We start from the raw sequence: 20,590 nt of genomic DNA on the forward strand, positions 1-20,590 counted from the left end.
TAACCTCGCAAGTAATCGTAACTCGCCGGTTCATTCTACAAAAGGCACGCTATCACCCATTAACGGGCTCTAACTTGTTGTAGGCACACGGTTTCAGGATCTATTTCACTCCCCTTCCGGGGTGCTTTTCACCTTTCCCTCACGGTACTGGTTCACTATCGGTCACTAGGGAGTATTTAGCCTTGGGAGATGGTCCTCCCGGATTCCGACGGAATTCCTCGTGTTCCGCCGTACTCAGGATCCTCCTAGGTGCCAGTCAAATTTTGTCTACGGGGCTTTTACCCTTTCTAGCAGACCTTTCCAGGTCCTTCGACTATCTCACTGGACTACCATATCGGAGTCCTACAACCCCAAGAGGCAAGCCTCTTGGTTTGGGCTTTTCCCGTTTCGCTCGCCGCTACTCAGGGAATCGATTTTTCTTTCTCTTCCTGCAGGTACTTAGATGTTTCAGTTCTCTGCGTCTACCTCTAATCAGCTATGTATTCACTGAAAAGTAACATCCTATAAAAGATGCTGGGTTCCCCCATTCGGAAATCTCCGGATCAAAGCTTACTTACAGCTCCCCGAAGCATATCGGTGTTAGTCCCGTCCTTCATCGGCTCCTAGTGCCAAGGCATCCACCGTGCGCCCTTATTCACTTAACCTTATCCTAACTTGCGTTAGGGGGTTGATTGTTCCATCTAGCGATAGATTTCCCAATCAGAAAAAAATAAGCAATTGAACTTATTTAAAAAACTCATTCAACGCGGTGTTCTCGGTTTGTTTAAATTATTGTTTCTGTATCCAGTTTTCAATGAACGATTGATGACCAACGTCATCAATGGAGCCTAGCGGGATCGAACCGCTGACCTCCTGCGTGCAAAGCAGGCGCTCTCCCAGCTGAGCTAAGGCCCCAAATATTTATTTGAGAGTAGACCTCTCAAAACTGAACGAATAAAGCAACCTGTGTAGTTTCCGTAATATTCCTTAGAAAGGAGGTGATCCAGCCGCACCTTCCGATACGGCTACCTTGTTACGACTTCACCCCAATCATCTATCCCACCTTAGGCGGCTGGCTCCAAAAGGTTACCTCACCGACTTCGGGTGTTACAAACTCTCGTGGTGTGACGGGCGGTGTGTACAAGGCCCGGGAACGTATTCACCGCGGCGTGCTGATCCGCGATTACTAGCGATTCCGGCTTCATGTAGGCGAGTTGCAGCCTACAATCCGAACTGAGAGAAGCTTTAAGAGATTAGCTTAGCCTCGCGACTTCGCGACTCGTTGTACTTCCCATTGTAGCACGTGTGTAGCCCAGGTCATAAGGGGCATGATGATTTGACGTCATCCCCACCTTCCTCCGGTTTGTCACCGGCAGTCTCGCTAGAGTGCCCAACTAAATGATGGCAACTAACAATAAGGGTTGCGCTCGTTGCGGGACTTAACCCAACATCTCACGACACGAGCTGACGACAACCATGCACCACCTGTCACTTTGCCCCCGAAGGGGAAGCTCTATCTCTAGAGTGGTCAAAGGATGTCAAGACCTGGTAAGGTTCTTCGCGTTGCTTCGAATTAAACCACATGCTCCACCGCTTGTGCGGGCCCCCGTCAATTCCTTTGAGTTTCAACCTTGCGGTCGTACTCCCCAGGCGGAGTGCTTAATGCGTTAGCTGCAGCACTGAAGGGCGGAAACCCTCCAACACTTAGCACTCATCGTTTACGGCGTGGACTACCAGGGTATCTAATCCTGTTTGCTCCCCACGCTTTCGAGCCTCAGCGTCAGTTACAGACCAGAGAGCCGCCTTCGCCACTGGTGTTCCTCCATATATCTACGCATTTCACCGCTACACATGGAATTCCACTCTCCTCTTCTGCACTCAAGTTTCCCAGTTTCCAATGACCCTCCCCGGTTGAGCCGGGGGCTTTCACATCAGACTTAAGAAACCGCCTGCGCTCGCTTTACGCCCAATAAATCCGGACAACGCTTGCCACCTACGTATTACCGCGGCTGCTGGCACGTAGTTAGCCGTGGCTTTCTGGTTAGATACCGTCAAGGGATGAACATTCTACTCTCATCCTTGTTCTTCTCTAACAACAGAGTTTTACGATCCGAAAACCTTCTTCACTCACGCGGCGTTGCTCGGTCAGACTTTCGTCCATTGCCGAAGATTCCCTACTGCTGCCTCCCGTAGGAGTTTGGGCCGTGTCTCAGTCCCAATGTGGCCGATCACCCTCTCAGGTCGGCTATGCATCGTTGCCTTGGTGAGCCGTTACCTCACCAACTAGCTAATGCACCGCGGGTCCATCCATCAGTGACGCAAAAGCGCCTTTCAAATAGAAACCATGCGGTTTCTATTGTTATACGGTATTAGCACCTGTTTCCAAGTGTTATCCCCTTCTGATGGGCAGGTTACCCACGTGTTACTCACCCGTTCGCCACTCCTTTTCTTTCGGTGGAGCAAGCTCCGGTGAAAGAAAAAGCGTTCGACTTGCATGTATTAGGCACGCCGCCAGCGTTCGTCCTGAGCCAGGATCAAACTCTCATAAAAAGTGTTTGAAACAGTCTTACGACTGATCAGCTCAATTGTAAAAATTGACTTGCTAGCATATTGCTTGCTATGTTGTTTGTTTCTATTAAAAGAAACGCCCTACACATTTGGTTTGTTTTATTCGTTCAGTTTTCAAAGGTCTACATTGTTTGTCGCTTTGTTTCAGCAACTTTTATATCATATCAGGTTTCCATTTAAAAGTCAACAACTTTTATTTAAAAACTTTTTGATAAAAAAACAAGTTTGCTTCGTGTTTCCTTCAAGCGACTTTATAAAAATACCACAAGATTTTTCATCCGTCAACAATTATTTTTAATTTTTTTCAAGATGTTTTTCTCTCTTGGGAACATTTAATAATATAGCAATCTTCAAGCAGTAATGCAACTATTTTTTACACTTTTTTTCAATCTTTTTTATTTTTCGAACGATCATTTGAAACTCCAAAATAACGTTCGATTTTAAAACAAAAATAACGCTATCTTGAGTATAAAACTTTTTAAACTTTCGCATAAAAAAACAGCCGAGTTTTACTCGGCTGTTTTTTCTTCTACCATAGGAATAAAAATTCTAAAAATTGTCCCTTTGCCAACAGAGCTTTCGACGCTGATACTTCCCTTATAGCTTTCCAAAAGTTTATGCGCAATTGATAATCCTAACCCATTTCCACCTTTTGTGCGTGCACGAGCTTTATCTACTCGATAGAAACGATTAAAGACTTTTGCAATGTCTTCATCTGGTATCCCTTCACCAAAATCCTGAATCGCTATCTCAAACTTATTCAGTGTAGAAGAGACAGAAATATGCACTTCTTTCCGATCCGTAGAATATTTCACGGCATTGTCTAAGATAATGATCAAAATCTGCTCTAGGTGATTACGGTAGATTTTCAACATTTTTTCCCCATCTAAATCGTCATCCAATGTAAAGGTGAACTCAGGGTAAAGTAATTTAAAGTTGTTGAATACTTGATACGTGACTTCTTTTGCCTTTGACGTCTCATTTCCATAATACACATCAACTTGCTCTGCACGAGAAAGATCCAGCATCTCCTGAACGAGACTCTTCATCCGAACAAGTTCTTGTAGGCTAGCTTGAATAGACTCATCCAGTATTTCTGGGTCGTCTTTCCCCCAGCGGTTCAACATGTTCAAATGGCCTTCAATCACCGCGACAGGTGTTCTCAATTCGTGAGAGACATCCTCAACAAATTGCTCTTGCTGTTCGATATACATTCGAATACGGTCGATCACATCGTTAAATATCACTGCAAGGTCGGCCAATTCATCATTGGTCGTAATATCCGGAACATGGACCTCTGCTTGAGGGTCTTGCCGAATAATCTCCATCGTATCCCGTAAAATCTTCACAGGCTTCAAGAAGTATGAAGACAGTAAGAAACCTAAGAAGCTGCTCAGCAACAATGAAACGATCTCTAACACGATCAGCGTTAATAATAGCTTGCTTCGCATCTCGTAGAAATCTGACAATTCATAAAAGACTTGAGCATAGCCAATCTTTTCTCTCGTTTTTTTAGAGTATATCGGTTCAACCGATAGAAACCCGTTTTTTTCATCGACCGTCACAATAGTCGGTGCTTTATGCTTGGTTTGAACTAAGGGTTGGTAGGTCTTTTGTGTTTTGAAAATTAATTTTTTATCTAAATTGTAAATATCAAGCGAAAGCTGACGCTGTCCTAACTCCGAAATGAAGTCATCAATACGCATCATATTTCCTTCTAACGTCATGTTTTGATCATACATAGCGTTATCTTGAGTATCTGTTTCCGTCAATGTTCGATAGGTATTCACCAGTGTTAACTCTTCGTTGGCATTCGCTAAGCGAGAGGTCACTTCAGAAATTGTGCGTTCAACGTTGTTTCTTTCCTTTGTAACAATTAAATTAACAGAGGATTTATACGTGATTACGGCAAAAATCGTAAATACAACGAATATAAAGAAAGAACTTGTAAAGGCCCACTTGATAGTGAGTGAGGGCCCTTTCAGTTCTCTTTGTTTCTTGATAAATTTTCTCATGAGCGCATAACGTACCCAGTACCGCGGACGGTTTGAATATAGCTGTCTTCGCCTGGTACATCGATTTTATTACGCAGATAACGGATATACACGTCAACAACGTTCGTTTCTACTTCTGTTTCGTATCCCCAAACTTTATTAAGTAGGACATCACGAGCTAGAACGACGTTCACATTTTCCATTAGCGTTAATAGTAATTCGTATTCACGTTTTGTCAACTCGATAATTTCATTGCCGCGACGAACTACACGATTTTCTTTTTCGATCGTTAAATCACGATAAGTAATCGTTGTTTGTTTCGCAACGTTCTTATCTCCTTCGATATCGATGCGACGGAGTAATGCACGTAGACGTGCCAATAATTCTTCGATGGCGAATGGTTTGACGATGTAGTCATCCGCACCATGATCTAAGCCTGAAACGCGGTCAATCACTGAATCGCGAGCAGTCATCATGATGATCGGCGTATTTTTCACTTGACGAACACGACGACAAACTTCCAAGCCATTTAACTCGGGAAGCATTAAATCAAGTAAGATTGCATCCCAGTCACTTTCCAAAGCGGCTTCAAGTCCTGTTCTACCATTATAATGAACTTCTGTATCATAGCCTTCGTGCTTCAATTCTAGTTCGACAAAACGAGCTAGATTTTTCTCATCTTCAATGATCAGAATATTACTCATTTTTTTAGTTCCTTTCCAAGTTGAATTTCATTAAACCTCTATCATTATAGGGCTAAACCTGTCAAAAAGCTATAGTTAGTTACAAGTATTGTTATAAATAACCTCTGCTATTCTTCGTGGTACCAGCTATAGTGATAGATTCCTTCTTTGTCTGTCCGTTCATACGTATGAGCGCCGAAGTAATCGCGTTGTGCTTGGATCAAGTTTGCTGGTAACCGTTCAGCACGGTAAGAATCGTAATAAGTGATCGCAGATGAGAATGTTGGCACAGGGACACCTGCTTGTACAGCGATAGCAACAACTTCACGAACTGCTTGTTGGTACTTGTCAGTGATTTCTTTAAAGTAATCATCTAACATTAAGTTTGCCAAGTCAGCATCCTTTTCATAGGCATCCGTAATTTTTTGTAAGAAGCGAGCGCGAATGATACAACCGGCACGCCAAATTTTTGCGATATCACCAAATGGCAAGTCCCAACCAAATTCTTTTGAAGCTGCACGTAATTCAGAGAACCCTTGTGCATAGCTCATGATTTTACTGAAATAAAGAGCTTCACGGATTTTTTCGATCAGTTCTTTTTTGTCGCCTTCATATTTGTAAGGAGCTGGACCAGATAGAACTTTGCTAGCTGCCACGCGTTCTTCTTTATAGGCAGAAATGAAGCGAGCAAACACTGATTCAGTGATCAATGGTAGTGGAACACCCAAGTCTAAAGCACTTTGTGAGGTCCATTTACCTGTTCCCTTATTTCCAGCGGCATCTTTGATCACATCAACAATCGCTTTATCTGTGCCTTCGTCATCTTTACGAGTCAAGATGTCTGCTGTGATCTCGATCAAGTAACTGTCTAGTTCGCCTTCGTTCCACTCTGAAAACACTTCAGCCATTTCTTCAACGGAAAGGCCTAGCAAATGCTGCATTAAATCATACGATTCAGCGATCAATTGCATGTCCCCGTATTCGATCCCATTATGAACCATTTTTACATAGTGTCCTGCACCGTTGGCTCCGATGTAGGTGACACATGGTTCACCATCTTCGGCTTTTGCAGCGATTTGTTCAAAAATAGGAGCCACTAAATCATAGGCTTCTTTTTGTCCGCCTGGCATCATAGATGGGCCTTCTAACGCACCCTTTTCACCACCAGAAACACCAGTACCAATGAAGTTGATGCCTGAGTTGGCTAATTCTTCATTACGGCGAATCGTATCTTTAAAGAAGGTATTTCCTCCATCAATTAAAATGTCGCCTTTATCTAAATGTGGTAGTAGTTGTTGGATCGTTGCGTCCGTTGCCGGTCCCGCTTGTACCATCAACATAATGCGACGAGGAACTTCAATTGAATCGACAAACTCCTCGATTGAAAATGTTGCTTTTAGATTTCGATCAGGGTGTTCTGCTACTACCGCTTCCGTTTTTGATCCAGTCCGATTATATAAAGCCACTGAATAGCCGCGGCTTTCAATATTCAACGCTAGATTTTTCCCCATGACGGCCATACCTACGACACCGAATTGTTGTTTTGACATATTTATCCTCCTACTTCGTGTTAATTTACTTATTCTCTCAAGTGAGAAATAAGGTGGACTTTCACCACGTACAACAATCTACTGATTTTGTTTAATCATTTAGTAGATCTGTTATCCGAATTGCTCAATACGATTCTCATTATATCCTAAGAAAGTGAGAATGGAAAATGAATTGTGCTTTCTATAAAAAAAACCGTAAAACGTTCAAATTGAGCCATCATTTATCTTCGAAATGACCTATTTGAGAAACTTTTTAGGCACACTGGATGAATTTCATCCAAGATAAGCCAAATCTCAAAATTGAGCCTTGTTCAATATACCTTAAAGTTTTTACAATTTCAAAGACTTTTTATTCTTCGAGCTGCGCTTTGCTCGCTTAGTTTTTAAAAAAATAGACATTCGAAAATGTCTATTTCCAACCATATGATTTAACTCTACTTTCCACCAGCTAATTGAATAAAGATGAGAAGAATCGTTGGGAAAAATGAAAAGGCCGCGTTATAGATAAAGTGGGCAAAGAGACTGATCCAGATATTCCCCCTCCAATAGTACAAACCAGCTAGGGCCGCACCTGCAAGCATCATTGGTAACATTAAAATAGGCACACTCGAATAGTTATTATAATGAGCCAAGCCAAATAGCACTGACGAGACAATAAGCATAGCTATCTTCACCCATTTCGTGTCTTTCCAACGATAAAACAATTCATAACGAAAAACTGTCTCTTCTACAAAAGGAGCCAGTAAAGGAATGATTCCAGAAATTGCTATAGGCACAACCGTCGAAAGGCTCACAGAAGCTGAAAAGTCTATCTGAGAAAAGGCTTGATTTGTCTGAAAAAGACCTCTTCCTCCTAAAATAATTCCTCCAAATATAATTGCACCAAGAATACTTAGCCCAAAGTTTTTAAAGAAATGTTGCTTGTATTTTCTAAAGTCTTCAGCTAACAAATCTCGCTTTAGAATCACAGCTGTAAGAAAGCCAGTAAAGAAAATCAAGAAAACCAATACCGTCGCCAGTAATTGATTTTTAGTTAGTCCTAGGACATTCAGTAACGCACCAACTGTCAGTTCAACTGGCAGTATGAATAAAACCACTGTATCTTTCCATGTCCATTTTTTTGTAGCTTCCATCTCTCTCATCCTCTCTGATTAAATTTTATGCTATAACATGTGATAAGTAGAAATTATCTGCTCTTTCCTCTCATTAGAAAATAAACGCCAAAGATTAAAGGCACTATTCCATATAGAAGCAAAAAGACGACGGTCTGCGTTCCATTCAGCGGATGTTCCACAAAGCTGAAAAGATCAATTAACGTATGTGTCACTATAGGTAGAAGTAAATTTTTACTGACTAAGAACTGGCTAGCTAGGAAAATACCAAGAAAAGTCGCGTAGACAACTTGGAGTATCACCAACTTAGGCGATACTTGTGTAGTAGAAAGTAAATTAAGAAAGTGCACAGCACCAAATAAAACACTAGAGATCATTACAGGCTTCCAGATGCCCTTTGATTGATAAACAAGTAGAAATCCACTTAAGAGAACGCCTCTAAAAACGAATTCTTCGGTGATACCAGTAAGGGATGAAGTAATCAGACTAATCCCGAGTTTCTGAAAAGAAAAGTCGCCGACTCTCATGAACAACAGATCTGCCGCAATAGGAAAAATTGCTGGGAGCAGCAATAAAAGAGGGGGCATTTTTGCTCCACTCAACTTTTCAAAATGCCAGAACTTATTAAGGCGATATCTGTTTATCATCATAAAAGAAAGTACGATGAACACTACCTGAGAAAAAGCAGTGACAACAGCACTACTTGAGAAGCCAGTAATAGCTGAAGCGATACTAGGCAGAATCAAATAACCGATTATTATGACGAAATAAAAGAAGTACAGCTTCAGACGAGTTAAATGGTTTTCCATTTTTTCTCTCCATAATTTTTTACCTAAGATTAGTGCATTTAATGTTAATAGACAACTATTTTGCTTGTATATATTTGATTCTCTCTTAATGTCTAGCGGATAATAAAAAAACAGTACTTTACTAAGCAGGAATCGCTCGGTAAAGTACTGTTCATCACAAAAAGAAAAACCTCAAGACTCCATGGTTAGTCTTGAGGTTTTGATCTTCTCTATTAAAAAGTGCTTATGCTTCTTTAGACATAACATCTTTTCCATCATAGTAGCCGCAGTTGGCACATACGTGATGGCTCTTCTTCATTTCGCCACAGTTAGGACATTCGTTCAATCCTTTAATGGTCAATTTGTAGTGAGTACGACGTTTGTTCTTTTTAGCTTTTGATGTTTTTCTAGCTGGTACTGCCATTGGGTGTTACACCTCCTTATAAAATGAAGTATCATTTACTGATACATTTTATTCCAATCTTACTTGTCATCTTCCGATTCATTGAATAGTTCAGATAATTTTGCAAGACGAGGATCAATTGTTTCAGCGGATTCTTTTTTCTGCAGGTAATCTTCTTCGCTCACGACTTCCCAATCATTGCCCTTGGGTAAATCTGTCGCTTGCAATTCTTCTTCAGAAAAGACCTGCATCGGAATCGCTAATAAAATGTTATCTTCGATAGAATCCGTCAAGTCGATCGTATCATTGTCTAAGACAAGGATCTCTTCGTCTTGTTCTTCTTCCATTGAAGACCATTGCTCCCGTGTCATGAAGACTTCATCCACTGAAAGATCAAGTGGTAGATCAACTGGTTCCAAGGAGCGGGCTGAAGGAACAGTTACAATAGTTTTCAAACGATAATGTAAAACATATTCATTTTTTCCGACAGACAAGATACCGTCTACAGTAACCGGAGTAACTGCCAGGATTTCATTGTCCCGGGCTGTTAATGCCTCATTCACATCGATCGTTTCTGAAAAATTTAGTGCTTCTTCTTTGTAGCGGCGCAATTCGCCAATCGACCATTTCATCATTCATCACCTCTAAGCAACAATCGATATTATACAGGTGGAAAAAACCTTTGTCAATGAAATTTTCTTGACACCTCGAAAGGCTTTACGAACTCGGTCAGATTTAGAACAATAAGACTAAACTATTTTTAAATTGCTTTTCAAATTTCAAAATAGTTTCGCTTATTGCTGAAAAATCTAGTTCGGTAAGCCAGACAACTTAAAAGCTTTATGAGCTTGGTCAGCTTTTCTTTACGCTCTAGCGGAATTAACAAAATGGTATGCGTAGAAAAATTATCGGCCTATTACTGAGCTAGCTGAGCAGACGGGTATCATGGAAAATATTGACATCGTTCAATCACCCGTACTTCTCATAGAAAAGGACTGTGACAGATACTGTCGCAGTCCCTATTTCTACAGGTAACTTTTCAATCGAATGTTAGATTGCTGTTGTTTGTCCACGATATACGATACCGCGACGAGGGTCAACTGTAACTAGTTCACCATCAACAACCGTTGAAGTTGCAGTGCTTGCACCAACAACTACAGGAATGTCTTGAGCGATACCTACAACTGCAGCATGTGAAGTCAAACCGCCATCTTCAACGATCAAAGCAGCTGCTTTTTCGATTGCTGGCATATAGTCTTTATCTGTTGTAGGTACAACAAGAACCATGCCGTCTTTTGCTTTTTTGATTGCTTCTTCAGCAGACTTCGCAACCACTGCGTGAGCAACGACTGTTGATTCACCAATACCTTGAGCTTGTAATAATTTAGAACCGATCATTTGAACTTTCATAACGTTTGTTGTTCCACGTTCACCAACTGGTACACCAGCAGTAATAAGAATCAAGTCGCCTTCAGAAGCGAAGCCTAAGTCTACTGCTTTTTGTGCAGCCAAGTCGAACATTTCATCGGTTGTCGTTGGTTTTTCAGCAACCGTTGGGAACACACCCCAGTTAACCATCAAGCTACGTTTAGTATGTTCATCAAATGTCACAGCCAAGATATCAGCATCTGGACGATATTTAGAGATCATACGAGCCGTATGGCCTGATTCAGTCGCTGCAACAATTGTTTTAACGCCTAAGTTTTTCGCAGCACGAGCCACAGACAAACCAATTGTTTCAGTTACGTTAGATTTATCAAATTCGTTGATTTGGAAAGAACCTAATTCTGACAAAGCAGATTCAGCTTCCATATCGATACGAGCCATTGTGCCAACAGCTTCAACTGGGTATTTACCATTTGCAGATTCACCAGAAAGCATTGTAGCGTCTGTTCCATCAAATACAGCATTGGCAACGTCAGATGCTTCCGCACGTGTTGGACGTGGGTTTTCTTGCATTGATTCTAACATTTGTGTTGCTGTAATAACTGGTTTGCCCGCATAGTTACATTTTTTGATGATACGTTTTTGAACCATAGGTACTAATTCAGGAGCGATTTCAACACCCATATCTCCACGGGCAATCATGATACCATCAGAAACTTTGATGATTTCATCGATGTTATCGATTCCTTCTTGTGATTCGATTTTAGGGAAAATATGAACGTGTGTCATATTTTTTTCTTCAAGGATTTCACGAATATCAAGAACGTCTTGTGCTTTACGTACAAAACTTGCAGCGATAAAGTTGATATCGTTATCTAAACCAAAACGGATATCGTCTGCGTCTTTTTCTGTGATACCAGGTAAGTTGATTGAGATACCAGGAGCATTTACACCTTTACGAGAACCTAGCATACCTGCATTTTTAACAAGCATAACTAATTCACGATTTGCTTCGTCTTTGCCAATGATTTCCATGTCGATCAAGCCATCATCGAATAAGATGTGTCCACCGATGTGCGCGTCGTCGTACAAACCTGGGTAAGTAACAGCGATTTTTTCTTTTGTCCCTTTATGTTCTGGGTCCATTGAGATACGAGTTTCATCGCCTACGTTGAATTCGATATAGCCAGCGCGGCCGTAATCTGCGTCTGTAGTATCTTGAACAGTTGTACGGATTTCAGCACCTTTAGTATCTAAAAGAATACCGACATCTTTACCAGTTTTTTCTACTGCTTCACGAACCATGTTCATACGTGCAAGTTGTTCTTCGTGGTCTCCGTGTGAGAAGTTGAAACGGAACACGTTAGCACCAGCTTCAATTAATTGAGAAATTGTTTCAACCGTGTTACTTGCTGGTCCTAATGTACTAACGATCTTCGTTTTTTTCATTACGTAATACGCTCCATTCTTGATTGTTTATAATATATAGTCTTTTAACTATTATTAACGAGATTAAAATGAGATTTCGTTGTTCAGATTGTATAATGATAAATCTGGTTTGTGTTTGTTATTTTCCAATGTATCAACGATATCTGATGCAACAATGCTGTTGTCTTCAATACCAATACACAATCCGCCTTTGCCTTCTAGCAATAAATCAACAGCATATGAACCAAATTTGCTGGCTAATACACGGTCGCGAGCGCTTGGTGAACCACCACGAACTACGTGGCCTAATACACTGACACGTGTATGGAAGTCGCCATATTCAGCTAGTTTATCAGCAAATTCATTTCCGCCCATTACACCTTCAGCTAAGATGATCAAGCAATGTTTCTTCCCGCGATCGCGGCCAGCTTGGATCTTTTTAGCGATACGTTCCATATCAAAATCGTGTTCAGGAATGACGATTTCGTCTGCTCCACCTGCAACACCAGACCATAGAGCGATGTCGCCAGCGTTACGTCCCATCACTTCGATGACAAAAGTACGTACGTGTGAAGTTGCAGTATCACGAATACGGTCAACGGATTCTAATACCGTATTGATTGCCGTATCAAAGCCGACAGTAAAGTCTGTTCCTGGAATATCATTGTCGATCGTTCCTGGGATACCAACAGCTGGGTAGCCATGTTTTGTCAAGGCCATCGCACCATGATATGAACCGTCACCACCGATAACAACTAACCCTTCGATGCCGAATTTTTTCAATTGTTCGATCCCTTTTAATTGCCCTTCTTCAGTAGCAAATTCTGGGTAACGAGCTGAATATAGGAAAGTTCCGCCTCGTTGGATCTTGTCACCAACATCCGCAACATCTAAACGACGGATATCGCCAGCAACTAGTCCGGCAAAACCATAATTGATGCCATAAACTTCCATGCCTTCAAAAATCGCTTTACGAACGACCGCACGAACAGCAGCGTTCATTCCAGGAGCGTCTCCTCCACTTGTTAAAATTCCAATGCGTTTCATTTTCTCACCTCATAAGTATTCTCAAAAAAACATACATCGTTTAATTCATGGTACATTTTACCAAAAAACATCCCAAAAGTCTTGGGATGTCTACGGGAAAAGCTTAGATTTTGAAAAAAGTTTTTGAAAGTTACAAGAAATCATCTTATTACGACGTTTTGTTCCCCTAATATGTCACTTAAAGCATTTAAGAGGGTGTCATTAACCCCCACCCAAAACTTTTTATCCAGCACAATCTTCCGTCGGCTTTTTTCATAAAAGATTACCACTGGCACTTTTCCTGGTGATAATTGAAGTCTTTCAGCAATCCCCTGCTGGATTTCTTTTGTATCTCGATCGGATTGTACACGTATAAATAGAGTTTTGTCACTAATATCATCTTCCGCTGCTTGGGCAGGAACCATTTCTTCCACTAATAACTGAATCGCTTGGTCATAACGGCTACGTTCGACCTTCCCTTGAACTAGATAGACTTTTTCTAATTCGATTTCATTCCTTAATCGACGATACGTTTGTGGAAATACAGTTAACGAAATTTCCCCGCTTTGATCATTTCCTGTCAAGAACGCCATCTGTTCCCCTTTTTTTGTGCGAATCTCACGAATATCTTTTAAATAGAAGAGAATTTTTCCATTGCTTCCAACAGAGAGCTCTGTGATTGGCTGAAGATCCTTTTGTTTCAGTAGTTTCGGATAATTTTCGGTCGGATGTCCTGAGACATATAAGCCAAGATATTGTTCCTCATAATTCAAACGTTCGGCTAATGAATAATCCGCAGAAGGCCGTTCCTTCAAACTCATAACATCCAGCAATGACATGCTGCCGCCGCTGTATTCTACGTTTTGAATCTTTCCTTCTAATCCATCTGCCAGCTCTCTTCGATTTGGATGAAGCTCATCAAAGGCGCCAATAAAAATCAATGGAGCGATGTAATCGATCTTCAGCCAACGTGATTCAATTCTCAGAAGAAACTGATCCAAAGACTTGAAGGGACCTTCTTCTTTACGGGTTGACAAAATATCACTAACAAAGTCGCGCCGCATTCCCTTGATTGCATCTAGCCCAAACCGAATCAGCTCTTTTTCTACCAAGGTAAAGCTATAACTGCTGCGGTTGATATCTGGCGCTAGCAGTTTCACACCTGCACGATTAGCCTCAGCGATATACTCCCGTAGCTTTTTCGGATCATTCCGAACAGATTGCATCAAAGCTGTATAAAATGCACCTGGATAATGGACCTTTAGATAAGCCATTTGATACCCAACAAAACTATAGGCTACCGAATGGGATCGGTTAAATCCATAATTGGCGAAGCGTTCGATATAATCGTAGACTTCTTCTGCACTCTTTTGACTGTGTCCGCGACCAACTGCTCCGCTAACAAAATGCCGCCTTTCTTCATCTAAAAGGTCCTTTTTCTTTTTGCTGACCGCTCGCCGCAGAATATCGGCTTCCCCTAATGTAAAACCTGCCATCTGTGCGGCTACCTGCATGATCTGTTCCTGATAAACAATAAATCCATAAGTCGGTGCTAATATTTGCTGAACCGAGGCATCTGGAAAGGAGACCGGCTCTTTGCCATTTTTTCGTGCAATAAACTGATCGATAATCTGCATAGGGCCTGGACGATACAACGCGTTAACTGCCACGATGTCTTCAAAGGACGTCGGATGAAGATTTCGTAACACTTTTCGGATACCAGCCGATTCAAATTGAAAAACCCCGCTTGTTTCTCCTCGCTGGAATAAAGCCAGTGTTTCCGGGTCATCCAACGGAACATTTTTTAAATTCAATTCCTCATGATAGACTCGACGAACATTTTGCAGCGCATTGTCAATGATCGAAAGATTGCGCAAGCCCAAAAAGTCCATTTTTAACAAGCCGATAGCTTCCACATCCGTCATGGTAAATTGTGTCAGCAGAATATCTTCTGAACCATTTTGCAACGGAACAACGTTTATCAAATTAATATCACTAATCACTACACCACCTGCGTGGGTAGACACATGGCGCGGCAAACCTTCTAAGCTCAACGCTGTCTGAAAAAGTAAGTTGCTGCGTTCATCATTTGCCACCAGTCGTTTCAGCGGCTCGGATTTTTCATACGCTTCCCGCAACGTAATTTTTAATTGATTCGGGATTGCCTTTGACCAGCGATTCGCTTCACTTTGGGACAATCCAAAGACTCGACCAACATCTCTAAGAACCATTTTCGCCGCCATGGTTCCAAATGTGGCGATTTGCGAGACATGAAAATGTCCATACTTTTCATGAACATAATGCAGAACTTGATTTCGTCGATTGTCTGGAATATCCAAATCAATATCGGGCATGCTGTTTCGTTCAGGATTCAGAAATCGCTCAAATAATAAATTGTATTTGATTGGATCAACATCCGTGATACTTAAAACGTAAGCCACCAATGATCCTGCTGCAGAGCCACGACCCGCGCCAGAAACAATTTTACTGCGATGGACGTAATCCATTACATCCCAGACGATTAAGAAATAATCATCAAACCCCATATTATGGATGATCCCCAACTCACGGGTCAATCGTTGACGGTACTCCTCCGTTACATTAGCAATTCGCTCTGGCAACCTCTGCCAACACAGCTCCTGCAAATAAGCTTCCGCAGTTTGCGCTGTCGGTACTGGATAGTGGGGCAAAAGCTTTTGATGCAGCGGCAATTCAAACTGACAAGCTTCTGCCAGTTTTTGAGCATTTATAACCGCCTCTGTATCATCAAATCCCGCAATGAGCTTGTCCATCTCTACTAAATAATTGTCTCCCAACTGATTGGTCAATTCTTCTCGCGGCAATTGACTGCCATTTTGAATGTGACCCATTACTTTGATCGCAAATGCCTGTGTTGAATCTAAATAGGCGACTTCATGAATCGCAAGTTTAGGAAAAGAAGCCGGTAGATCTGAGACCTTCGTTGCTGGAGAAATGCCCAAATATGTTTCGCCAGTGATGGTTTGCGTCAATTTTGGCAAAAAAGATTCTAAGGGTTCATATAATCCGTCTACCGGTAACACCGTTATCAGATTTTCACCATCAATTTGGTATTCAGCTAATGTTTGCGGTTTTTCTGCCATCATTCGCGTACTAGAAAGACGCATCAGCTCCTGATAGCCTGCAACATTTTTTGCATATAACAAGATTTTTTCAATCGCTTCTTCAGAATAAAAATCCAATTCTAGACCAATAATTCCCATCAGCTGATGCTTCTGGCATGCCTGAAAGAATTCAACAGCTCCGTATAATACATTCTCATCAGTAATCGCGATCGCGGAATAACCCCTCGCCTTTGCTGATTGCACATACTCGTTGATTGTTAAGGTACTTTTCAATAATGAATAGGAAGTTTTCGTATAAAGTTGTGGTAGATTCATGAGCTCCTCCTACTTCGTTTTAATGTATTTACTTTTCTCAGTGAGAAAAATAAGTCTGTTCCTCAGCACGTATATCATTCCACTATACTGTTATTTCATTGTTTACTGGAAAAAGTGGAACTGACATCCTACTTCGTTTTAATGTAATTATTTTTCTCGCTAAGAAAAAAGTTTATTATTTTTTATGTACATCTTTTACTTGCTTTAGAACATTAACTGTTTCTATATAGTTACACAAGACTTTTCTTTACATTTTCAAAAAAAATGCTAAACTGAACCTAGAAATTCTTGCGAAAAGAGGTGCTCTTGATGAAATATCTAGTTACATTTTTTTGGGCTTTCGCTATTGGACAAGCCGTTTGTTATCTAGGCGGTGCCTTGCAAAGTGGATCTTATAACTTCGAATTATCTACGATTATATCACTGATCGTTGGTGTTATCGCACTTATTGCCGCACGTTTTGTTTCACCTAAAAAAGCAAATGCCTAAAACAAAGAAAGCCAGTTACTATATTGTAACTGGTTTTTTGTTTTTTTCATAGCTTGAAACGACCGCTAAAAAGACCATCCATGCAGGACAGTCTTTTGAACGTTGTTATATCTTCGTCTTCGTCACTAAGAGCTTGCGGAAATTGAACACACTCAAAATGATATTTCCAAAAACACAGGCACTTGTTACAAGAAAGACTGCCGGATAGCCAAAGCCATGAGCAACAGTCGAACCTAGCATCGGACCAATGACCTGTCCAAAATTGTTGAACATTTGATTGTAGCTGAAAATTCGACTAACACCCTCGGGAGGACTGATCTTACTAATTAACGTATTGATTGACGGCATCAAAGCTCCTGTAGAGAAGCCTAGGAAGAAGCGCAAAACACCAAGTTGAAAGGGCGTTCTTACGAAAGCCATTGGAATGAAACAAAATAACGATAGGACTAATCCCGCCAATAACACCTTATGATTGCCAATACGATCCCCAATTTTGCCCAATGTAGGAGAAGAAGCAATCGCTGAAACACCCGCAATCGAAACAATCAAACCACTGACCACTAATGCGTTGCTGCTCGATCCGCTTAAGTCACGGATATACAAGGTTAAAATCGGACTGATGCTGGTTGCTCCGACTTGCAGAATCAGTGTACTGATAAACAAACCTATCAAAATTGGCATATAGTGAATTCTTTTTCGTAATTCCGCCATACTGATCACATCTTCTTTTTCGACTGGCTGGAAGTCTTCTTTTACCATAAATACTGTCAAAATAGTACAAATCAGCAAAATAATTCCTGTGATAATAAACACGTTTCGTAAACCAAACCATTGGGCCAGCATTCCACCGATCAACGGCCCGATCAAGTTTCCCGCCACAGCTCCTGTTGCTAATGTCCCTAATGCCCAACCACTCTTTTGCTTCGGCACTTGCGAAGCAATCAGTGCTGTTGCGTTTGGAATATACCCTGATAACACGCCCGTCATGAAGCGCATGATTAGTAACCAATAGACATTCGTCACAAAAGCTAATGAGCCCATAGTTATCGTCATTCCCGCTGCAGCCCGAATCATCATGAGTCGGCGCCCTTTACGATCCGCCAAACTTCCCCACAAGGGAGAGACGATGGCTGCCGAGAATGCTGTAACAGAGATTGCTAACCCGGAAAACAACTCAACTTGAGATTTCGCTGTTCCCAACTGTTCGATGTACACCGGCAAAAAGGGCATCACCAAACTAAAACTTGCACCTGTAAAAAAACAACCAATCCACGATATCAAAAGATTTCTTCGCCAATTGATTTTCATTCTATTGAATCCCCTTTCTCGCCATTTTCATGTATCTACTATAGCAGAGTCTGACCAAAAAAACTTTTCTCCTCTCTCAAAGAAGTTGAATTTTTTCTAATACTTCCATCTTTTTAAAGCGCTACGGTTGCGTTTTCTAATGGATGTGCTAGACTAAAACAAATTGAAAGTAGGAGTTTTTATGAAAAAATTAATCGCTATTGATTTAGATGGGACTACACTGAATCAAGACTCAAAAATTACTGATAAAACCGCGAGAACTTTACGCCGTGCGATTCAAGATGGTCACTCTGTCGTCATCGCGACTGGACGCCCTTACCGCATGAGTAAAAACTTTTATCAAGAATTGCAGTTAACAACGCCGATGATTAATTTTAACGGCGCCCTTGTCCATTTGCCTGATAAACAGTGGGACGGTGAACAAGAAACATCCTTTAACCGCAAAATCGTGTTTGATTTGATGGCAGAAAAGAAAAATTTGAAACTAGATTTCATTGCTGCGGAAAATCGTGAAACCTTTTTTATTGACGATTTAAATTTCTTTGATCAGCACTTCTTTGCCAGTGACTTCGCTACGAATGAAAATCTCTTAACTGTAAATACATTACGGACGAACCCAACCTCTGTTCTTTTGCGCAGCCAGCCTGAAAATGTTGGCAGTGTTTCTGAAGAATTGAAACAACAATATGGCCATGAAGTTGAAGTGAATACATGGGGCGGACCGAACCCAATCCTAGAAGTTGTTGCCAAGGGAATCCAAAAGGCTCATGGGTTACGACGTGTCATTGATCATCTGAATATGAAGCAGGAAGATATTCTCGCTTTCGGAGACGAACATAACGATGTAGAAATGCTGAAGTTCGCTGGCTGGGGCGTTGCCATGGCTAATGGGACCGATCAAGTAAAATCCGTTGCGAATGATGTTACCGATAAGCCAAATACCGAAGATGGCATGGCTGACTATTTAACAAAATATCTAGACTTATAAAAAGCTGAGGGATAGAATCGACGTTGATTCTCTTTCCCCCAGCCTTTTTATGCTTCAAATAATTCCAGCGCCTTCTCCGCAAAACGCTGTCCAAAAATTTCAAACTGCACTTTTGATTCTTCATAATGATCTCCCACTGCATCCAAAGCAACTGGTCCATGATGAATAAAGGGCTTGCCAAAAGCCGAACCGCCTGAATATACCAGCATTCCTTTTACTAGTAAAATTCCTAACAGGGAGAGAATCGTGCTGTCGCTCCCTCCCTGTGCATAATGAGCAGTCGCAAATGCACCACCCAGTTTTCCGGTTAATGAAAGATTGCTGCTGTCCTCTAAAAGCCATTGCGAGAGGCGCCAATGACTCGTCGCCAGATACGTCGGTGATCCAAAAACGACTCCTGAGCATTCTTTTAAATACTCCCTGTCCATGGATTCATCCACCGAAAAGGTTTTCACATCACTGCCTGTTTTTCGCATTCCTTCAGCAATAATCTCCGCCATCTCTTTTGTTTGACCTGTCTTACTATAATAGATGACTGCTAATTTCACTCAAACCGCTCCCTTCTTTTCTTTGATGGTACCTCTTTACAAGGGAGGTTTTCAACAAAAAAAGAAGCGCAACTGCACTTCTATTTCACTACTGTATATTCATCAATGGTTTTGCCATCCTTATCCTTCAAAACGAGCCAGCCATTTGTTCCAGCATAGTATAAAAAGATGCCCACCTCATTGACACTTTTCAATACAATATCTTCCGTCGTGATAAAATTCGCTATCTGATGAGCGTGATCCGCTCGTAATTTTTCTGTTAAACGCGCACTAAATCCAATTGACCCGTCCTTATTCAAAGGCATCTTTTGTGTGAGCTTAGCACCTGCTTTTAGTACCATCTCATTTCTCTTTTGCCACACAACTTCTCCCTTAGCATCGTTATAATCAATATAAAAAGGAATCTCACTGACTTTTTTGTTCCAACGATGCTGCGCCTTCGCGGGTTTAGCCTTAACCTTTTCATTCTCAAAACCAAAAGTTGTTAGAATCTCGAACAATTCCTTTTGGTACTTCGCCACGACTGAAAAATGATTTGACGCTATTTTTTGCTCTTCAAATAAGCCGTTGGTTTTCAGCGAATTTTCATTCCAAACAGCCAACATTTGTTGAGCTAATTCTCGTCCTTCAATATCCCAAGGAACACTGATGGTCACCAGCTGATTGGCTTCTTTCAAGACTTTTTTGTCGATTTTTTGATTATAATCAATTGTCTGAACCTCACGCCCTTTATAATAGAGCAGCAGTTCCTCACTATCCAGTGCTGGGACCTGTTTTAGATCTCGATAAATTACCATCGTCCCTTGTCCATTGTATTGGATTTTCGTAGTACTCGCCTCTATTTCAACTGTCAATTGAATCATCACTTTTCTCCTCAAATCTTTTTTCTATAGCTTATAAAAAAAGCATTTGGGAGTCGAA

The 20,590-nt window shown here is 41.2% G+C and carries 15 protein-coding genes, 1 tRNA gene and 2 rRNA genes (1 of these 18 only partly in view); 2 read left to right on the top strand and 16 right to left on the bottom strand.

What is annotated here, in order from left to right; translation table 11 throughout:
* The 13 genes from J9537_RS08740 to J9537_RS08800 all read right to left on the bottom strand — a co-directional run.
* Positions 1 to 644 (bottom strand): 23S ribosomal RNA (locus J9537_RS08740) (it extends 2,269 nt beyond the left edge of the window).
* A 177-nt stretch (positions 645 to 821) separates the two neighbouring features.
* Positions 822 to 894, bottom strand: a tRNA-Ala gene (locus J9537_RS08745).
* A 76-nt stretch (positions 895 to 970) separates the two neighbouring features.
* Positions 971 to 2,529: ribosomal RNA gene (locus tag J9537_RS08750) — 16S ribosomal RNA — on the bottom strand.
* Together the 16S and 23S rRNA genes with 1 tRNA gene alongside form the textbook arrangement of a ribosomal RNA operon.
* Before the next feature lie 527 nt (positions 2,530 to 3,056).
* Positions 3,057 to 4,562, bottom strand: coding sequence for a HAMP domain-containing sensor histidine kinase (locus tag J9537_RS08755; RefSeq protein ID WP_010746309.1), 1,506 nt, complete (start codon positions 4,560 to 4,562; stop codon positions 3,057 to 3,059).
* Positions 4,559 to 5,245: a response regulator transcription factor gene (locus tag J9537_RS08760; RefSeq protein WP_010740068.1), complete on the bottom strand. Its 687-nt coding sequence runs from the start codon at positions 5,243 to 5,245 to the stop codon at positions 4,559 to 4,561. The genes J9537_RS08755 and J9537_RS08760 overlap by 4 nt, the downstream gene beginning before the upstream one ends.
* 107 nt (positions 5,246 to 5,352) lie before the next feature.
* Complete coding sequence (gndA, locus tag J9537_RS08765) at positions 5,353 to 6,774, bottom strand: NADP-dependent phosphogluconate dehydrogenase (RefSeq protein WP_218255740.1); 1,422 nt, start codon at positions 6,772 to 6,774, stop codon at positions 5,353 to 5,355.
* Positions 6,775 to 7,208: 434 nt separating this feature from the next.
* Entirely contained in the window at positions 7,209 to 7,907 is a 699-nt protein-coding gene (locus J9537_RS08770) for a CPBP family intramembrane glutamic endopeptidase (protein ID WP_218255742.1), read from the bottom strand.
* A 53-nt stretch (positions 7,908 to 7,960) separates the two neighbouring features.
* On the bottom strand, positions 7,961 to 8,695 hold the full coding sequence (locus tag J9537_RS08775) for a CPBP family intramembrane glutamic endopeptidase (RefSeq protein WP_218255744.1): 735 nt from the start codon (positions 8,693 to 8,695) through the stop codon (positions 7,961 to 7,963).
* A 223-nt stretch (positions 8,696 to 8,918) separates the two neighbouring features.
* The gene (gene rpmF / locus J9537_RS08780; RefSeq protein WP_010740070.1) at positions 8,919 to 9,098 is read right to left on the bottom strand and encodes a 50S ribosomal protein L32; all 180 of its coding nucleotides are present in this window, start codon (positions 9,096 to 9,098) and stop codon (positions 8,919 to 8,921) included.
* A 59-nt stretch (positions 9,099 to 9,157) separates the two neighbouring features.
* Positions 9,158 to 9,709: a YceD family protein gene (locus tag J9537_RS08785; protein WP_218257357.1), complete on the bottom strand. Its 552-nt coding sequence runs from the start codon at positions 9,707 to 9,709 to the stop codon at positions 9,158 to 9,160.
* A 418-nt stretch (positions 9,710 to 10,127) separates the two neighbouring features.
* Entirely contained in the window at positions 10,128 to 11,912 is a 1,785-nt protein-coding gene (gene pyk / locus J9537_RS08790) for a pyruvate kinase (protein WP_218255746.1), read from the bottom strand.
* Positions 11,913 to 11,975: 63 nt separating this feature from the next.
* Positions 11,976 to 12,938, bottom strand: coding sequence for a 6-phosphofructokinase (gene pfkA / locus J9537_RS08795; RefSeq protein WP_010746303.1), 963 nt, complete (start codon positions 12,936 to 12,938; stop codon positions 11,976 to 11,978).
* A gap of 140 nt (positions 12,939 to 13,078) precedes the next feature.
* A complete protein-coding gene (locus J9537_RS08800; protein ID WP_218255748.1) occupies positions 13,079 to 16,336 on the bottom strand; it encodes a DNA polymerase III subunit alpha in 3,258 nt (1,085 codons plus the stop codon).
* A 309-nt stretch (positions 16,337 to 16,645) separates the two neighbouring features.
* On the opposite strand from J9537_RS08800, the gene J9537_RS08805 reads away from it, so the two are divergent.
* Entirely contained in the window at positions 16,646 to 16,825 is a 180-nt protein-coding gene (locus tag J9537_RS08805) for a YjzD family protein (RefSeq protein WP_010746301.1), read from the top strand.
* Positions 16,826 to 16,930: 105 nt separating this feature from the next.
* Here J9537_RS08805 and J9537_RS08810 read toward each other — a convergent pair whose 3' ends face one another.
* Positions 16,931 to 18,133: a multidrug efflux MFS transporter gene (locus J9537_RS08810; protein ID WP_218255749.1), complete on the bottom strand. Its 1,203-nt coding sequence runs from the start codon at positions 18,131 to 18,133 to the stop codon at positions 16,931 to 16,933.
* Positions 18,134 to 18,314: 181 nt separating this feature from the next.
* Here J9537_RS08810 and J9537_RS08815 point away from each other — a divergent pair, with 181 nt between their 5' ends.
* Complete coding sequence (locus J9537_RS08815; protein WP_010746299.1) at positions 18,315 to 19,121, top strand: Cof-type HAD-IIB family hydrolase; 807 nt, start codon at positions 18,315 to 18,317, stop codon at positions 19,119 to 19,121.
* A 47-nt stretch (positions 19,122 to 19,168) separates the two neighbouring features.
* Here J9537_RS08815 and J9537_RS08820 read toward each other — a convergent pair whose 3' ends face one another.
* Entirely contained in the window at positions 19,169 to 19,669 is a 501-nt protein-coding gene (locus tag J9537_RS08820) for a flavodoxin family protein (protein WP_218255751.1), read from the bottom strand.
* 80 nt (positions 19,670 to 19,749) lie between these two features.
* Positions 19,750 to 20,532 (bottom strand): hypothetical protein, encoded by a 783-nt coding sequence (locus J9537_RS08825; protein WP_218255752.1) that lies wholly within the window; start codon positions 20,530 to 20,532, stop codon positions 19,750 to 19,752.
* Positions 20,533 to 20,590 lie beyond the last annotated feature (58 nt).

This window comes from Enterococcus raffinosus (genome assembly GCF_019175485.1).
Lineage (GTDB): Bacteria > Bacillota > Bacilli > Lactobacillales > Enterococcaceae > Enterococcus_A > Enterococcus_A raffinosus.

What these genes read in the sequence shown, in the direction of transcription:
- J9537_RS08815 (WP_010746299.1), top strand. Translation starts at nt 18,315, where the DNA reads ATGAAAAAATTAATCGCTATTGATTTAGATGGGACTACACTGAATCAA.
- J9537_RS08825 (WP_218255752.1), bottom strand. Translation starts at nt 20,532, where the DNA reads ATGATTCAATTGACAGTTGAAATAGAGGCGAGTACTACGAAAATCCAA.
- J9537_RS08755 (WP_010746309.1), bottom strand. Translation starts at nt 4,562, where the DNA reads ATGAGAAAATTTATCAAGAAACAAAGAGAACTGAAAGGGCCCTCACTC.
- J9537_RS08775 (WP_218255744.1), bottom strand. Translation starts at nt 8,695, where the DNA reads ATGGAAAACCATTTAACTCGTCTGAAGCTGTACTTCTTTTATTTCGTC.
- pyk (WP_218255746.1), bottom strand. Translation starts at nt 11,912, where the DNA reads ATGAAAAAAACGAAGATCGTTAGTACATTAGGACCAGCAAGTAACACG.
- J9537_RS08760 (WP_010740068.1), bottom strand. Translation starts at nt 5,245, where the DNA reads ATGAGTAATATTCTGATCATTGAAGATGAGAAAAATCTAGCTCGTTTT.
- J9537_RS08785 (WP_218257357.1), bottom strand. Translation starts at nt 9,709, where the DNA reads ATGAAATGGTCGATTGGCGAATTGCGCCGCTACAAAGAAGAAGCACTA.
- J9537_RS08810 (WP_218255749.1), bottom strand. Translation starts at nt 18,133, where the DNA reads ATGAAAATCAATTGGCGAAGAAATCTTTTGATATCGTGGATTGGTTGT.
- rpmF (WP_010740070.1), bottom strand. Translation starts at nt 9,098, where the DNA reads ATGGCAGTACCAGCTAGAAAAACATCAAAAGCTAAAAAGAACAAACGT.
- J9537_RS08770 (WP_218255742.1), bottom strand. Translation starts at nt 7,907, where the DNA reads ATGGAAGCTACAAAAAAATGGACATGGAAAGATACAGTGGTTTTATTC.
- J9537_RS08805 (WP_010746301.1), top strand. Translation starts at nt 16,646, where the DNA reads ATGAAATATCTAGTTACATTTTTTTGGGCTTTCGCTATTGGACAAGCC.
- J9537_RS08800 (WP_218255748.1), bottom strand. Translation starts at nt 16,336, where the DNA reads ATGAATCTACCACAACTTTATACGAAAACTTCCTATTCATTATTGAAA.
- pfkA (WP_010746303.1), bottom strand. Translation starts at nt 12,938, where the DNA reads ATGAAACGCATTGGAATTTTAACAAGTGGAGGAGACGCTCCTGGAATG.
- gndA (WP_218255740.1), bottom strand. Translation starts at nt 6,774, where the DNA reads ATGTCAAAACAACAATTCGGTGTCGTAGGTATGGCCGTCATGGGGAAA.